14 protein-coding genes are annotated in these 15,213 nt (G+C 63.6%); 9 read left to right on the top strand and 5 right to left on the bottom strand.

All coding sequences use genetic code 11. The annotated features are described in order from the left end of the window. Positions 1-72: 72 nt before the first annotated feature. Complete coding sequence (gene rluD, locus BMY52_RS03255) at positions 73-1,020, bottom strand: 23S rRNA pseudouridine(1911/1915/1917) synthase RluD (protein ID WP_090251140.1); 948 nt, start codon at positions 1,018-1,020, stop codon at positions 73-75. 118 nt (positions 1,021-1,138) lie between these two features. Here rluD and BMY52_RS03250 point away from each other — a divergent pair, with 118 nt between their 5' ends. Next, entirely contained in the window at positions 1,139-1,924 is a 786-nt protein-coding gene (locus BMY52_RS03250; RefSeq protein WP_090250882.1) for an outer membrane protein assembly factor BamD, read from the top strand. Positions 1,925-1,968: 44 nt separating this feature from the next. Continuing rightward, positions 1,969-2,490 carry a nitroreductase family protein gene (locus BMY52_RS03245; protein WP_090250881.1) on the top strand — a complete coding sequence of 174 codons (522 nt, stop codon included), beginning with the start codon at positions 1,969-1,971 and terminating at the stop codon, positions 2,488-2,490. A 434-nt stretch (positions 2,491-2,924) separates the two neighbouring features. Here BMY52_RS03245 and BMY52_RS03240 read toward each other — a convergent pair whose 3' ends face one another. The 4 genes from BMY52_RS03240 to sucC form a co-directional block, all read right to left on the bottom strand. Continuing rightward, entirely contained in the window at positions 2,925-3,263 is a 339-nt protein-coding gene (locus tag BMY52_RS03240; RefSeq protein ID WP_090250878.1) for a P-II family nitrogen regulator, read from the bottom strand. 63 nt (positions 3,264-3,326) lie between these two features. Next, the gene (locus tag BMY52_RS03235) at positions 3,327-4,961 is read right to left on the bottom strand and encodes an NAD+ synthase (RefSeq protein WP_090250875.1); all 1,635 of its coding nucleotides are present in this window, start codon (positions 4,959-4,961) and stop codon (positions 3,327-3,329) included. A 96-nt stretch (positions 4,962-5,057) separates the two neighbouring features. Next, the gene (gene sucD / locus BMY52_RS03230; RefSeq protein ID WP_090250872.1) at positions 5,058-5,927 is read right to left on the bottom strand and encodes a succinate--CoA ligase subunit alpha; all 870 of its coding nucleotides are present in this window, start codon (positions 5,925-5,927) and stop codon (positions 5,058-5,060) included. Between the two features lie 59 nt (positions 5,928-5,986). After that, the gene (gene sucC / locus BMY52_RS03225) at positions 5,987-7,153 is read right to left on the bottom strand and encodes an ADP-forming succinate--CoA ligase subunit beta (protein ID WP_090250870.1); all 1,167 of its coding nucleotides are present in this window, start codon (positions 7,151-7,153) and stop codon (positions 5,987-5,989) included. A 148-nt stretch (positions 7,154-7,301) separates the two neighbouring features. Between sucC and BMY52_RS03220 the strand changes: the two genes are divergently transcribed. The 7 genes from BMY52_RS03220 (at position 7,302) to coaE (ending at position 15,210) form a co-directional block, all read left to right on the top strand. Beyond that, complete coding sequence (locus tag BMY52_RS03220) at positions 7,302-7,544, top strand: PP0621 family protein (protein WP_090250867.1); 243 nt, start codon at positions 7,302-7,304, stop codon at positions 7,542-7,544. 51 nt (positions 7,545-7,595) lie between these two features. Further along, positions 7,596-9,236: a two-component system sensor histidine kinase NtrB gene (locus BMY52_RS03215; protein ID WP_245740530.1), complete on the top strand. Its 1,641-nt coding sequence runs from the start codon at positions 7,596-7,598 to the stop codon at positions 9,234-9,236. A 21-nt stretch (positions 9,237-9,257) separates the two neighbouring features. After that, a complete protein-coding gene (locus BMY52_RS03210) occupies positions 9,258-10,619 on the top strand; it encodes a sigma-54-dependent transcriptional regulator (protein ID WP_090250865.1) in 1,362 nt (453 codons plus the stop codon). Positions 10,620-10,773: 154 nt separating this feature from the next. Continuing rightward, on the top strand, positions 10,774-12,489 hold the full coding sequence (pilB, locus tag BMY52_RS03205) for a type IV-A pilus assembly ATPase PilB (RefSeq protein WP_090250863.1): 1,716 nt from the start codon (positions 10,774-10,776) through the stop codon (positions 12,487-12,489). Between the two features lie 3 nt (positions 12,490-12,492). Continuing rightward, positions 12,493-13,701, top strand: coding sequence for a type II secretion system F family protein (locus BMY52_RS03200; RefSeq protein ID WP_090250861.1), 1,209 nt, complete (start codon positions 12,493-12,495; stop codon positions 13,699-13,701). Between the two features lie 8 nt (positions 13,702-13,709). Then, on the top strand, positions 13,710-14,573 hold the full coding sequence (locus BMY52_RS03195; RefSeq protein ID WP_090251135.1) for a prepilin peptidase: 864 nt from the start codon (positions 13,710-13,712) through the stop codon (positions 14,571-14,573). Between the two features lie 37 nt (positions 14,574-14,610). Continuing rightward, positions 14,611-15,210: a dephospho-CoA kinase gene (gene coaE, locus BMY52_RS03190; protein ID WP_090250858.1), complete on the top strand. Its 600-nt coding sequence runs from the start codon at positions 14,611-14,613 to the stop codon at positions 15,208-15,210. Positions 15,211-15,213: the final 3 nt, after the last annotated feature.

Raw genomic sequence — 15,213 nt, 5'->3', positions numbered from 1 at the left:
GCATGACACGCATCACGCGCATGCCATTATGTCACTTGATTTTTTCGATGGAATGGCACCGGCGGCAGACAATCAACCGCCTTGCAGACAGGCCAGCAAGTCTGCCATATCCCGCGGCAGGGGTGCTTCCCAGGAGACCGTGTCGCCGTGGCCGGGATGCACCAGGGTCAGCCGGGTGGCGTGCAGGGCCTGACGACGGAAGCCCTGAATCGTCTCGATGGCGCCGTCAGGCAGTCCGGCAGGCAGCCGGAGTCGTCCACCATAAACCGGGTCTCCCACGATGGGGTGGCGCAGGTGGGCCATGTGTACGCGGATCTGGTGGGTACGGCCGGTTTCCAGGCTCACACGCAACAGAGTGAAGCCCTCCAGCCGCTCTTCCACTCGATAATGGGTGACTGCAGGTCGCCCCCCACTCACCACGGCCATGCGCTTGCGATCCACCGGGTGACGGCCGATGGGTTCATCCACCGTGCCACCGGCCACCATTTCACCCTGAACCAGCGCCAGATATTCCCGACCCACCGTGCGTGCCTGCAACTGGCGCACCAGGTCAGTATGGGCCTCCAGGGTGCGGGCCACCACCAGCAGACCCGAGGTGTCCTTGTCCAGGCGATGAACAATGCCGGCCCGGGGCAGATGCGTCAGCTCCGGCGCATGATGCAACAGGGCATTCACCAGGGTGCCCCTTGGATGGCCGGCCGCAGGATGTACCACCAACCCTACGGGCTTGTGGATCACGATCAGGCAATCGTCCTCATGAACGATCTCCAAAGGCAGATCCTGAGGGGCGTCCTCTCCCGGCGCGTCCAGACAGGCGCGCACCTCCACCACGGCGCCTTCGGCGGCCTTATCACGGATACGCGGTGCCACACCATTCACACGCACCCAACCCGCTTCGATCCACTGCTGGATGCGACTGCGGGAATAGTCGGTAAATAGGCGCGCCAGGACCGCATCCAGGCGTTTCCCCGCCAGATCCGGCGGGATGGTGGCGTCCAGGTGAATGGTGGTCTGGGGCATGGATTCACACATCTGTCTGGTGGGTGTCGAAGGACCCGGGACGCACGCCACTTCGATGGCTTTACCGCCCGGGTCCTTAGTATACTCTGGGGCTGATGCTTGATTCGCCGTGGCCCCCATGTCCGCTCTTCGTAATACCCTGATCCTGATCCTCCTTGCCGCCCTGATCTCCGGCTGCGGCGCCATGCGCCAGGACCCGACGCGGGACTGGTCCGCCAGCCAGCTTTACGAAGAGGCCAAGGCCGCGCTTGAGCGGGGCAATTATGACCAGGCCGTGGAACACTACGAAACCCTGGAGGCCCGGTTCCCCTTTGGTCGACACGCCCAGCAGGGGCAGCTGGAGATTGCCTACGCCTATTACAAGGCCCAGGAACCGGAAATGGCCATCGCCGCCATCGACCGATTCCTGCAGATGAACCCCCGTCACCCCCATGCGGACTACGCCTATTATCTGCGGGGCCTGACCAACTATGAACGTGACCAGAGTTTCCTGAATCGCTGGGTGCCGCAGGATCAGGCCCGCCGTGACCCGGTGCCGCTGCGCACTGCCTTCGAGGATTTTGGCACTCTACTGCAATATTTCCCCGACAGCCGCTATGCGCAGGATTCACGCGAGCGCATGGTGCGGCTGCGCAACATGCTGGCAGCCCACGAGATGCATGTGGCCGACTTCTACATGCGCCGCGGGGCTTGGCTGGCGGCCGCTCAGCGGGGTCGATATGTGTTGGAGCATTACGACGGCTCGGGGGCCGTGCCCGACGCCCTGGAGATCATGGTTCGGGCGTACCGGGAGTTGGACATGGACGATCTGGCCGAGGATGCCCTGCGGGTGCTGAGGCAGAATTTCCCGAACAGGGCCGACGAACTGGCAGCCCTGCCACATGGGACCAGCGCACCCGTTTGACGTCGGGCGCCCGATCATCGCACAGGCACGAGGAGACAACCGGGATGTGGGATTTCTTTCAGACCGTCAGGCACCGTCATTCCATCCGCAGTTACCAGCCCGACATGCCCGTGGAGCCGGAAAAGCTGCATGCCATTCTGGAGACTGCCGTCACTGCACCTTCGGCGGGGGATCTGCAGTCCTATCGGATCATCTGCATCACGGATGCCGCACTGCGCCAGTCCCTGGTGAGCGCCGCCCATGATCAGGCCTTCATCGCCCAGGCGCCGGTGTGCCTGGTGTTCTGCACGGACGCGGCACGGGCCGAGCAACAATATGGTGAGCGTGGGCGGGAGCTGTACGCGCTGCAGGATGCCACCATCGCTGCCGCCTATGCGCAACTGGCCGTAGTGGCTGCCGGGATGGGGTCCACGTGGGTGGGTTTCTTCGACGAGGACGCGGTGATCAACGCGCTCGGGCTCGAGTCCGGCCTGCGTCCGGTGGCACTGTTGTGTGTAGGATATCCGGCGGAGATCCCGGAGGCTTCCCATCGGCGCCGCCTGGATGAGGTCGTGACCTACCGATAGATAGCGGGGCCGACTGGCGGGGCATCCCCCAAAATGGGGACAGACCCCTTTTCGGCTCGTTCGGGGCGGGTTTGCGGGGTCTCGTTGACGGGGGGCGGTGACTGGAGGCTTCGACCGGTGTGCACCGGGGGCGAGGTGTTGTCCGCGGGACGCCGTGAATACGTCCCTGTAGGCTTGGCCACCGCATCCATGCGGTGAACACCCGCTGACAACACCTCGCCCCCGGTGCACACCTGCATCCGTAATGGGGACAGACCCCTTTTATCGACCCCTTTTATCGGGGTGGGGGCCGTTCCATCCGTAATGGGGACAGCCCCCTTTAATCCCTGACCCTGTAGGGGTCGTTCGCGAACGACCCGGGCGGTGTACCCGAAGTCGACGACGCCAGAGGTGACCCGGATGGCATCCAAAGGCCGCCCTCTGGCCCAGGGGGCTTACAACGCGTCGGTGTTTTCCTCGCCGGTACGGATGCGAATGGCCCGCTCCATGTCGGTGACGAAGATCTTGCCGTCGCCGATCTTGCCGGTGCGGGCGGCCTTGATGATGGCGTCCACACAGGCGTCCACCAGGCTGTCATCGACGCCAATCTCCAGTTTGACCTTGGGGATGAAGTCCACCACATATTCGGCACCACGGTAGAGTTCGGTATGACCCTTCTGGCGCCCGAAACCCTTCACTTCCGTGGCGGTCAGCCCGGTGACGCCGATTTCCATGAGGGCTTCGCGCACGTCTTCGAGTTTGAAAGGCTTGATGATGGCTTCGATCTTTTTCATGGGTTCCGGATTCCGTTTGAGCCGCAGGATGCGCGGCGCGGTCAGGATGAAATGACAGGGGTGTTATCTTAACAGCCTGCCATAGCCGGATGTAATGGGATAGCGCCGATCCTTGCCGAAGGCCCGCGGCGTGACCCGCACACCCGGGGGGGCTTGGCGGCGTTTGTACTCATTGCGCAGGACGAGGCCGATCACCCGCCTGACCACTGCCTCGTCGTAGCCGGCATCGACAATGCGAGAGAAGGATTCATCCCGCTCCACAAAACGCTCCAGGATGGCGTCCAGGATCTCGTATGGTGGGAGGCTGTCCTCATCGCACTGATCAGGGGCCAGTTCCGCCGAGGGGGGACGTTCAATCACCCGCTCCGGGATGGCAGGTCCACGCTGGTTGCGGTAGCGTGCCAAGCGATACACCCATAGCTTGGCAAGATCCTTCAAAGGCGCGAAGCCCCCGGCCATGTCCCCGTAGAGGGTGGCATAGCCCACGGCCATTTCACTCTTGTTGCCGGTGGTGAGCAGCATGCGGCCGGTCTTGTTGGAGAAAGCCATCAGGATGGTCCCTCGACAACGGGCCTGAATGTTCTCCTCGGTGGTATCGGCGGCCAGGCCAGCAAACGCCTCCGACAGACCGCCCATGAAGGCTTCCACCATGGGCGCGATGGGGATCTCCCGAAAGCGCACGCCCAGCAGCTTTGCCTGGGCCGCGGCATCCTCCCGGCTCATGCCGGCGGTATAGTGATAGGGCATCATGATGGCTTCCACTGCGTCCGGCCCCAGGGCATCCACGGCAATACATAGCGTCAGGGCCGAGTCGATCCCGCCGGACAGGCCCAGCACGGCCCCCTTGAAACCATTCTTGTTCACGTAGTCACGCACCCCCAGCACCAGGGCGTCGTAGAGGCTGGCTTCAGGCGGCTGGGGAGGCGCCACGATCCCACTGGAAAATCTGATATTTCCGGCATCGTGCTGCACCTCCAGCAGGTACACGCCCTCTTGCCAGGGAGGGGCGCACAAGCGCAAGCTGCCCTCGGCATCCACCGCCATGGAATGGCCGTCGAACACCAGTTCGTCCTGCCCGCCCACCAGGTTCAGATAGGCGATGGGCAGCCCGGTCTCGGCCACCCGCGTACGCAGCACCTCCAGGCGCTCCTGGTGTTTATCCCGATGGAAGGGCGAGGCATTGATGTTGAGGATGAGCCGCGCGCCAGCCTGCCGGGCCCGCTGGGCTGGCTCCGGCTGCCAGATATCCTCGCAGACGGTGACGCCCATGGGCAGTCCACCCACTTCCACCACGCAGGCTTCATCACCGGGACGGAAATAACGTTTTTCATCGAAGACGCTGTAGTTGGGGAGGACCTGCTTGTCGTAACGGGCCAGCACCTGACCATCCCGCAGCCATACTGCCGCATTGCATAGGCCGCCGCGGTCGCGAAGCGGTGCCCCCAACAGGACATCGATACCCCGTACCTGGGCGGCCACCTCATCAAGGGCCTGCACAACTCGGTCCAGCAGGCTGCCGCGCATGAGCAGGTCTTCCGGTGGGTAGCCGGTCAGGGCCAACTCGGGGAACAGAACCAACTGAGCCTCATGGCGGTCGCGGGCCTGGCAAGCGGCCTGGATGATTCGCTCGGCGTTGCCTTCAACGTCGCCCACCATGAGGTTCATCTGGGCCAAGGCGATCTTCACGGTCTGAGTCATGGAATCAATGCGGTCTCTATACAGAAAAGGGCCCGGGACCGGCGACGGCAAACGTCGCCCGGACCCGGGCCCGGGTCATGTCGGGATGCGACGCCCTCAGCCCAGCAATTCCTTGAGGCGCTGGCCCATGTCGGCGGGAGAATGGACCACGGCCACGCCAGCCGCCTCCAGGGCCGCAAATTTCTGGTCTGCCGTACCCTGCCCCCCGGAGATAATGGCCCCGGCATGGCCCATGCGCCGCCCCGGCGGGGCCGTCACGCCGGCAATGTAGGCGACCACGGGCTTGCTGACGTGTTTCTGGATATAGGCGGCGGCCTCTTCCTCGGCGGTGCCACCGATCTCGCCCACCATGATGATGCCTTCGGTCTGCGGGTCCTGCTCGAACAGTTCCAGACAGTCCACGAAGTTCATGCCATGGATGGGGTCGCCGCCAATGCCCACGCAGGTACTCTGCCCCAGGCCAGCGTCGGTGGTCTGTTTCACGGCCTCGTAGGTCAGGGTACCGGAGCGAGAGACGATACCCACCCGGCCGGGCTCGTGAATATGCCCCGGCATGATGCCGATCTTGCAGGCCCCCGGGGTGATCACGCCCGGACAATTGGGGCCGATGAGGCGCGCCGAACTGCCCGCCAGGGCTGCCCGAACGCGAAGCATGTCCAGCACCGGAATGCCTTCGGTGATGCAGACGATGACCTGAATGCCCGCATCCGCTGCTTCCAGGATGGCGTCTGCCGCGAAGGCAGCCGGCACGTAGATCATGGTGGCCTGGGCGCCCGCCTCTGTGACCGCATCATGCACGGTGTCAAAAACGGGCAGTTCCAGGTGAGTCTGCCCCCCCTTACCCGGGGTGACCCCTCCCACCATGCAGGTCCCATAGGCGATGGCCTGCTCCGAATGGAAAGTGCCCTGCTTGCCGGTAAAGCCCTGGCAGATGACGCGGGTGTTCTTGTCGATCAGGATGCTCATGAAAAGTCCGTGTCCGCCCTTGTGAGTCTGGCTGATTCGTCGGGATGGGAGTGATCCGGTCAGGCCTCGGAGGCCGCCTTGACCACCTGCTGGGCGCCCTCGGTCAGGCTGGGTGCGGTGATGATGTTGAAGCCACTGTCCGCCAGGAGTTGGCGCCCCTGTTCCACGTTGGTGCCTTCCAGCCGCACCACCACCGGGACGGTGATATGCACTTCCTTGACCGCCGCGATGATCCCCTCGGCAATCAGATCGCAGCGCACGATACCGCCGAAGATGTTCACGAACACCGCCTTCACCGCATCATCGGAGAGGATCAGCTTGAAGGCCTCGGCCACCCGCGCCGCAGTGGTACCGCCTCCCACGTCCAGGAAATTGGCAGGCTCGCCCCCATGGAGCTTGATCAGGTCCATGGTGGCCATGGCCAGGCCGGCGCCGTTGACCATGCAACCGATGTTGCCATCCAGTCGCACGTAGTTCAGTTCGTGTTCCCGTGCCTGGGCCTCGCGTGCCTCCTCCTGGGAGATGTCGCGCATGCCTGCCAGAGCCGGGCGACGGTACAGGGCGTTGTCGTCGATGTTCACCTTGGCGTCCAGGGCGATGAGCTCGCCGTTGCCGGTGACCACCAGGGGGTTGATCTCCACCAGACTGGCGTCACTATCGACGAAGAGTTGATACAGCCGGGTGAGCAGCTTCACGAAGGCTCCCACCTGCTTGCCTTCCAGGCCCAGGGCGAAGGCTGCCCGACGCCCCTGGTAGGGCATGATGCCGGCGGCCGGATCGACAAACTGGGTGAGCAGTCTTTCAGGGGTCTTGGCGGCCACCTCCTCGATATCCATGCCCCCGGCGGCGGAGACCATCACCGCCACCCTGCGGGTGCCACGATCCACCAGCAGGCTCACGTAGAGCTCCCGCTGGATATCGGTAAGGGACTCCATCAACAAGGTATTGACCGGCAGACCCTCGGGGCCGGTCTGGTGGGTCACCAGGGTGGTCCCCAGCAGATCCGACACGGCCGCCAGCAACTCGCCGCGCCCCCGCACCCGCTTGACCCCACCGGCCTTGCCCCGGCCACCCGCATGAACCTGGGCCTTGACCACCCAGGCATCACCGCCCAGTTGCTCCATGGCCTCGTCCACATCCTCGGGACGCTGAATGGGGACCCCCTCGGGCACGGGGATCTGGTGTTCTCTGAACAGGGTCTTGGCCTGAAATTCGTGAAGGTTCATGGATCCTGAGTATCAAAGGGGTGAATTTCGCCGGCGGGTCGCCCGATGCATCAAGGGTCAGACCCGGAATGGCTGATCACATACTCACTGCCGACGCCTTTTATGTAGTACCTTTTTATACACCACTCAAACCCGAATCACCGTACCCATGAACATCCTGTTCCTGATTGCCGCCTTCGTACTGGTCTTCATGGTGGTCCGACTGCTGCTTAAAACACCGGACGTGAAACGCCCCAAACACCCACAGCAGGTGAGTTCCGGTCACATGCTGCGTTGTGAGTACTGTGGCCTGCACGTACCGGAGAATGAAGCGGTGAAGGAAGGCCCGCGGGCCTTCTGCTCCAACGATCACCGGGATCTGGCACTCGCTCAAGAGTCTACACGAGAATAACACGCGTCGCGGCATGACTCCCCTCGCCCTGCCGCCCCCGCCTGACGGGGCATGAAGCTCTTCGGCCTGTCCCGTCCTGGCTGGACACGGCGCCCCATGGACGATGTCTGGCGGGCGCTCCGACTGTTCAGCCTGTATCGGTTCTTTGTTGCCGGGATGCTGGTGGCCCTGGTGGTGCTGGGCACCGGCCCGGAAACCCTGGGGCAGTCCCACCCGCGCCTGTTTTTGCTGTGCGCGTCCCTATACCTGGTGCTGAGCTTCGGATTCGGCACGGCGGCGCGATTGTACACGCCCTCGGCGGAGATCCAGGTCTACACCCAGGCCATCACCGATACCCTGTGCATCACCCTGCTCATGTACGCCAGCGGCGGCGTGAGCAGCGGCCTGGGCATGCTCACCATTCCGGCCATGGTCGGACTGAGTGTGCTGGCCCCGGGACGCCCGGCGCTGTTCTTTGCGGCGCTGGGCTCCATCGCTCTGCTGCTGGCGCAGATACACGGCTATCTGGTCGACCCCACCCGGGACGCGGCGCTGACCCAGACGGGGCTGCTGGGTGCTGCCCTGTTCGCCACGGCCCTGCTGGGGCTGGTGCTGTCCCGCCGGGTGCGGGAGAGCGAGGCGCGGGCGGAGCGTCACAGTGTGGACCTGGCCAACATGGCCGAACTCAATGCCCACATCATCGAGCGCATGCAATCAGGTGTCATCGTCGTGAATGACACCGGCCATGTGCATCTGATCAACGAAGCGGCCTGGGGGTTGCTGGGCAATCCCAGCCCCGACAACCCCAGCGACCTTGAAAAGATATCCCCACAGATCGAGGCTGCCCTGCAAGACTGGCTGGCAAAGCCAGGTACCCAAAGCCATCAGACCCTGGAGGCAGGGGCTTACGGGCCGGAGTTGCGGGTACGATTTACCCGACTGGGGGTGGATCGTGCCGTGGGGACCCTGATTTTTCTGGAGGATACCGCCGAGCTGCATCGGCAGATGCAGGCCATCAAGCTGGCCTCACTGGGCCGCCTGACCGCCAGTATTGCCCACGAGATCCGCAACCCCCTGGGGGCCATCAGCCATGCGGCCCAACTACTGGGAGAATCGGAATCCCTGGACCCGGCGGATCGCCGCCTGGCAGGGATCATCCAGGATCAGAGCCAGCGCATGAACGCGCTGATCCAGAACATCCTCGGCCTCTCCCGACAGGCTTCGCCTCGGGGGGAGTCCCTGTACCTCAAGCCCTGGCTGGAACGGTTTACGGAGGAGTTCCGGCGGCATTACCATCTGGAACCGGTCCAACTGCAGGTGGCCATCCGGCCCGATGATGCCCGCGGGCGTTTCGATCCGGAACAACTCCACCAGGTTCTGTGGAATCTGTGCGTGAATGCCCTACGCTATGGCACCCGCGCTGGCGAGCCGCCGCGCATCCGCATTCAGGGCGGCACCCAGGACATCTCCCGGCAACCCGTGGTGGATGTGATCGACGAAGGCCACGGGGTCAAGCCCGGCATCGCGCGTCAACTCTTCGAACCCTTCGTGACGTCCGGCAACCAGGGCACCGGGCTCGGGCTATACATTGCACGGGAACTGTGCGAGAACAATGGAGGTGGACTGGAATACCTGCCCCTGCCCACCGGCGGCAGTTGTTTTCGCATCCGGTTCCCCATGCCCGAACACACCGCAACCGAACCGGCCCCTTGAGCCGCTGCCGATAAAGACGCCATGGGCATCCAGCACGTACTGATCATCGACGATGAACCGGACATCCGGGAACTCCTGGAGATCACCCTGGGCCGCATGAAACTGCATACCCGCTCTGTCGGATCGGTGCGCGACGCCAAGGCCCTGCTGGGCAGTGAGGCCTTTGATCTGTGCCTCACCGACATGCGTCTGCCCGACGGTGACGGCATCGAACTGGTGGAACACATCCAGGCCCATCACCCCTGCCTGCCGGTGGCGGTGATCACGGCCTATGGCAGCATGGATACGGCCGTACAGGCACTCAAGTCCGGTGCCTTCGACTTCGTTTCCAAACCCGTCGACCTCACCACCCTGCGGGACCTGGTGAGCAGTGCCCTCAAACTCTCGGCGCCAACGTCCACTGCCCGCATCGATCGGGCCCACGAGGCCAGCCAGGAGAACGACAACCTGCTGGGCAACGCCCCGGCCATGCTCAGGCTCAAGGCCACCATCGCCAAGCTGGCCCGCAGTCAGGCCCCCGTGTACATCCTGGGCGAGTCGGGCAGCGGCAAGGAGCGTGTGGCCCAGGAGATCCACCGGCTGGGCCCGCGGGCCGAACGCCCCCTGGTGCCCGTCAACTGTGGCGCCATCCCCGCCGAGCTCATGGAGAGTGAATTCTTCGGGCATATCAAGGGCAGCTTCACCGGAGCCGTCACCGACAAGCAGGGCCTGTTCCAGGCCGCACAGGGAGGCACCCTGTTTCTGGACGAGGTCGCGGAACTGCCCCTGCACATGCAGGTGAAACTGCTGCGCGCCATCCAGGAACGGGCCATCAAGCCGGTAGGCGCGGCCCGCGAGATCGCCGTGGATGTACGCATCCTCTCGGCCTCCCACAAGGATCTGGCCACCGAGGTGGAAAACGGCCGCTTTCGCCAGGACCTGTATTACCGCCTCAATGTCATCGAACTCAAGGTACCCAGCCTGCGCGAGCGGCTTGAAGATCTGCCCCGGCTGGCCGACTACATCCTTGGGCGGTTGGCCGAGCGCTGGGGGGAATCCCCCAGGCGCCTGAGTGGGGCGGCCATGACCCAGTTGGCCGGTTATCACTATCCGGGCAATGTGCGGGAGCTGGAAAATATCCTGGAGCGAGCCGCCACGCTGTGTGACGGGGATCTCATCGAGGCAGAAGACCTGCAACTCCCCCGGGCCGCGGAACCGCCCGCCCCGGCGGCGGACACCGGCCGGGAGCCACTGGAGGAACGCCTGGCCCATGAGGAAAAGCGGGTGATCCTGGAGGCCCTGGAGGCGGTCGGCGGCGATCGGGAGAAAACAGCGCAAAGGCTTGGGCTGAGCATGCGCCAACTGGGTTTTCGATTATACCGACTGGGCCTGGAGGGCCCCTGACACCACGGTGAGCGGTATCGCGAAATGACGTCAACGGGGAATGCCCATATACTCATAACGGATCAAGACAGATCCACAGGCGGCGCGGGGCTTGAGCCTGGCGTCCTTTACCCCGAGACTACCCCCTTGCAACCCTCTGCCTGAACGGTCGCCCATGTCCACACCAGCCAGTTCCATCCCCCTGAGCGGCCTTGCCCGCAGGCTTGTCCAGGATGGCCAGCTCAACGAGGCAGACGCCAACCGGGCTCTGGAGCAGTCGCGCAAGAAGCGTGTGCCGCTGGTGGCTTACCTGGTGGACGAGAACCTGGTCCAGGCCCGCGGCCTGGCACAGTCTGCCTGCGAGGAGTTTGGCACCCCGCTATTCGACCTGGACACCCTGGATCGGGATCATCTGCCCAAGAACCTCATGGATGAAAAGCTGGTCCGCCAGCATCAGGCCCTGCCCCTGTACAAGCGCGGCAACCGCCTGTTCGTCGGCCTGGCCGACCCCATGAACCTCACGGCCCTGGATGAGATCAAGTTCAATACCGGCATTGCCACCGAGCCGGTGCTGGTGGAGCAGGACAAGCTGGTCAAACTGATCGAGGATGCCCTCAACGACTCCGGGGCCATGATGGAAGGCCTCATGGACGACGATCTGGACGATCTGCAAATCAAGGGTGACGAGGACGATCGGGGGCAGGATGTCTCGGAAAGCGACATCGACGACACGCCGGTGGTGCGCTTCGTCAACAAGGTATTGCTGGATGCCATCAACAAGAAGGCCTCGGACGTCCATTTCGAGCCCTATGAAAAGAATTTTCGGGTGCGCTTTCGCCTGGACGGAGTGCTCTCGGAGGTGGCCCATCCGCCCGCCAACCTGGCACCCCGCATCACTGCCCGCATCAAGGTCATGTCCCGCATGGACATCTCCGAGCGCCGCATCCCCCAGGACGGGCGCATCAAGATGCAACTCTCCAAGAACCGCGCCATCGACTTTCGCGTGAACACCTGCCCCACGCTGTATGGCGAGAAGGTGGTACTGCGTATCCTGGATCCGACCAGTGCCTTCCTGGGTATTGACGAGCTGGGCTATGAGCCGCATCAGAAGGAACTCTATCTGAATGCCCTGAGCAAGCCCTATGGCATGATCCTGGTCACCGGCCCCACCGGCTCCGGCAAGACGGTCTCCCTGTATACGGGCCTGGGCATCCTCAACACGGCGGACCGCAACATTTCCACCGCCGAGGATCCGGCCGAGATCAACATGCCCGGCGTCAATCAGGTAAACGTCAACCCCAAGGTGGGCCTCACCTTCGCCAGCGCCCTGCGGGCCTTTCTGCGTCAGGATCCGGACATCATCATGGTAGGGGAGATACGCGACCTGGAAACCGCCGAGATTGCCATCAAGGCGGCTCAAACAGGCCATCTGGTGCTGTCCACCCTGCACACCAACGATGCTCCCCAGACCCTCACCCGACTGGCCAATATGGGTGTCCCCTCCTACAACATCGCCTCATCCATCCTGCTGATCATTGCCCAACGGCTGGGACGACGCCTGTGCAATCATTGCAAAACGCCCCACGATGTACCCGACGATGTGCTGCTGGAAGAGGGATTTACCGAACAGGAGGTCAAGGAGGGCATCAAGCTGTTCAAGCCAGTGGGATGCGATCGCTGCACTCTGGGTTACAAGGGTCGCGTCGGGATCTACCAGGTGCTGCCCATCTCCGAAGGCATGCAGCGACTGATCCTGGAAGGGGGGAATGCCATGCAGCTGGCCGAACAGGCTGACAAGGAAGGCGTCCCGGACCTGCGCCGCTCGGGACTGCTCAAGGTCAAGGCCGGCATCACCAGCCTTGAAGAAATCAACCGCATCACCAAGGACTAAGCCATGGCCGAGACAATGACCGTGTTTGTCTGGGAAGGCGTGGACAAGAAGGGAGCCCGGGTCAAGGGAGAGACCACGGCCGCCAATGAGAACCTGGCCAAGGCAGATCTGCGCCGCCAGGGCATCAATCCCCTCAAGGTCCGCAAGAAGCCCAAGCCCCTGTTCGGGGGCAAGAAGAAAATCACGCCCAAGGACATTGCCGTGTTTCTGCGACAGATGTCCACCATGATGAGCGCCGGCGTGCCGCTGGTGCAGGCCTTCGAGATCGTGGGCCGGGGCCACGAAAACCCCTCCATGCAGGAACTCATCCTGCGCATCAAGGCAGACGTGGAGGGGGGCTCCACCTTCGCCAGCGCCCTGGCCAAGCATCCGCTCCAGTTCGACAACCTGGTGGTCAACCTGGTGGGGGCCGGTGAACAATCGGGCGCCCTGGAGACGCTGCTGGATCGCATCGCCACCTACAAGGAGAAGACCGAGTCGCTCAAGGCCAAGATCAAGAAGGCCATGTTCTACCCGGCAGCGGTCATCGTGGTGGCTTTCATCGTCACGGCCATTCTGCTGATCTTCGTGGTACCTCAGTTCCAGGATCTCTTCCAGGGTTTCGGCGCCGACCTCCCCGTGTTCACCCAGTTCGTGATCGGCATTTCCGATTTCTTCCAGAATTACTGGTGGGGAATTTTCGGAGGGATTGCCCTGGCGGTATTCGCCTTCGTCCAGGGTAAGCGACGATCTCCCGGCTTCAGGCGCCAACTGGACCTGTGGTCCCTGAAGATTCCAGTGGTTGGGGAACTGCTGCGCAAGGCCTCCATTGCCCGCTTTGCCCGCACCCTGTCCACCATGTTCTCTGCCGGCGTGCCGCTGGTGGAGGCCATGCAATCGGTGGCGGGGGCCACGGGCAATGCCCTCTATTACGAGGCCACGATGCGCATGCGCGACGAAACGGCCGGGGGTACCCAACTGCAACAGGCCATGCGCAACACCGGGGTCTTCCCCAACATGGTGGTGCAGATGGTGGCCATCGGCGAGGAATCAGGCTCCCTGGATGAGATGCTCGGCAAGGTGGCCGACTTCTACGAGGAGGAAGTGGACAACATGGTCGACGGCCTTTCCAGCCTCATGGAGCCCATGATCATGGCCTTCCTGGGTGTCGTGGTGGGCGGTCTCGTGATCGCCATGTATCTGCCCATCTTCCAGTTGGGGGCCGTGGTGTGATTGAACTCATGGCGAACACCCCCTGGCTGCTGCTCACCGTGACCGGGCTGTTCAGCCTGCTCATCGGCAGCTTCCTCAACGTGGTGATCCATCGGTTGCCCATCATGATGGAACGTCAGTGGCAGAGTGAGGCCCGGGCCTGGCTGCAGGCCCAGGGGCAAGGCGGAGACGGTGGCGAGGTGGCCGGCCCTTACAATCTGGTCGTCCCTCGCTCCGGCTGCCCCCATTGTGGACACCACATCAAGGCCGTGGAAAACGTTCCGGTGCTGAGCTACCTGCTCCTGCGGGGACGTTGCTCGTCCTGTGGCGCCCGCATCTCACCCCAGTACCCGCTGGTGGAGGCGGCCACGGCGTTGCTGTCCATGCTGGTGGTCTGGCACTTCGGGTTCACCTGGGCCGCTGGCGCCGCCCTGCTGTTCACCTGGTCTCTCATTGCCCTGGCGGTGATCGACCTGCGCACCACCCTGCTGCCGGACATGATCACCCTGCCCATGCTATGGCTGGGTCTGATCGTCAATCTGCCCGGCCTGTTCACTGATGCCACCAGCAGCGTCATCGGCGCCATTGCCGGCTATCTCAGCCTGTGGCTGGTGTACCATGCCTTCCGGCTGCTCACGGGCAAGGAGGGCATGGGCTATGGGGACTTCAAGCTCTTCGCCCTGATCGGGGCCTGGCTGGGCTGGCAGGTGCTGCCGCTGGTCATCCTGCTGTCCTCCCTGGTCGGCGCAGTGGTGGGCATCGCCCTGATCGTGACCCGGGGACGGGACCGTGATATCCCCATCCCCTTCGGCCCCTACCTGGCCGCCGCCGGTTTCATCGCCCTGCTATGGGGAGATGCCATCATCAGGGTGTATCTGCAGGCCGTGGTCTGATGCGGACCCGCCTCTCGTCCATGGAACACCGTCCCCCATGCTGACCGTCGGTCTGACCGGAGGCATCGGCAGCGGCAAGTCCACGGTCGGACGCCTGTTCCAGGCGCGTGGCGCCGGGCTGATTGACTCGGACGTGGTGGCCCGGCAGGTGGTGGAACCGGGCAGCAAGGGGCTGAAGTGCCTTGGCGAGGCCTTCGGCGACACCATTCTGGATGCCCACGGCCACCTGGACCGGGCTGCCCTGCGGGAATTGGTCTTCCAGAACAGCCAAGCGCGTCACAGATTGGAATCCCTGTTACACCCTATGATCTGGGCCGAGATGGACCGCCAACAATCAGAAACTCACGCCCCTTACTGCATGTTGGTGATCCCCTTGCTGGTGGAATCGGGCGTGCAGGGACGGGTGGACCGGGTGCTCGTGGTGGACTGCCCCGAGGATCTGCAGCGCTCCCGGGCCAGTGCGCGTGACAGGGTCTCCCCGCAGCAGATTCAGGCGATCCTTGATGCGCAGGCAACCCGCGCCCAGCGCCTGGCCGCCGCCGACGACATCATCGACAACAGCAGCGCACCCGATGTCCTTGAAAGCCAGGTTGAGGCGCTGCACCGGCGGTATCTGGACCTGTCTGCCGGCCGCTGAAAC

Origin of the sequence: Ectothiorhodospira marina, from assembly GCF_900109495.1 — a bacterium.
GTDB lineage: Bacteria > Pseudomonadota > Gammaproteobacteria > Ectothiorhodospirales > Ectothiorhodospiraceae > Ectothiorhodospira > Ectothiorhodospira marina.
This window is presented reverse-complemented; position numbering and strand designations above follow the sequence as displayed.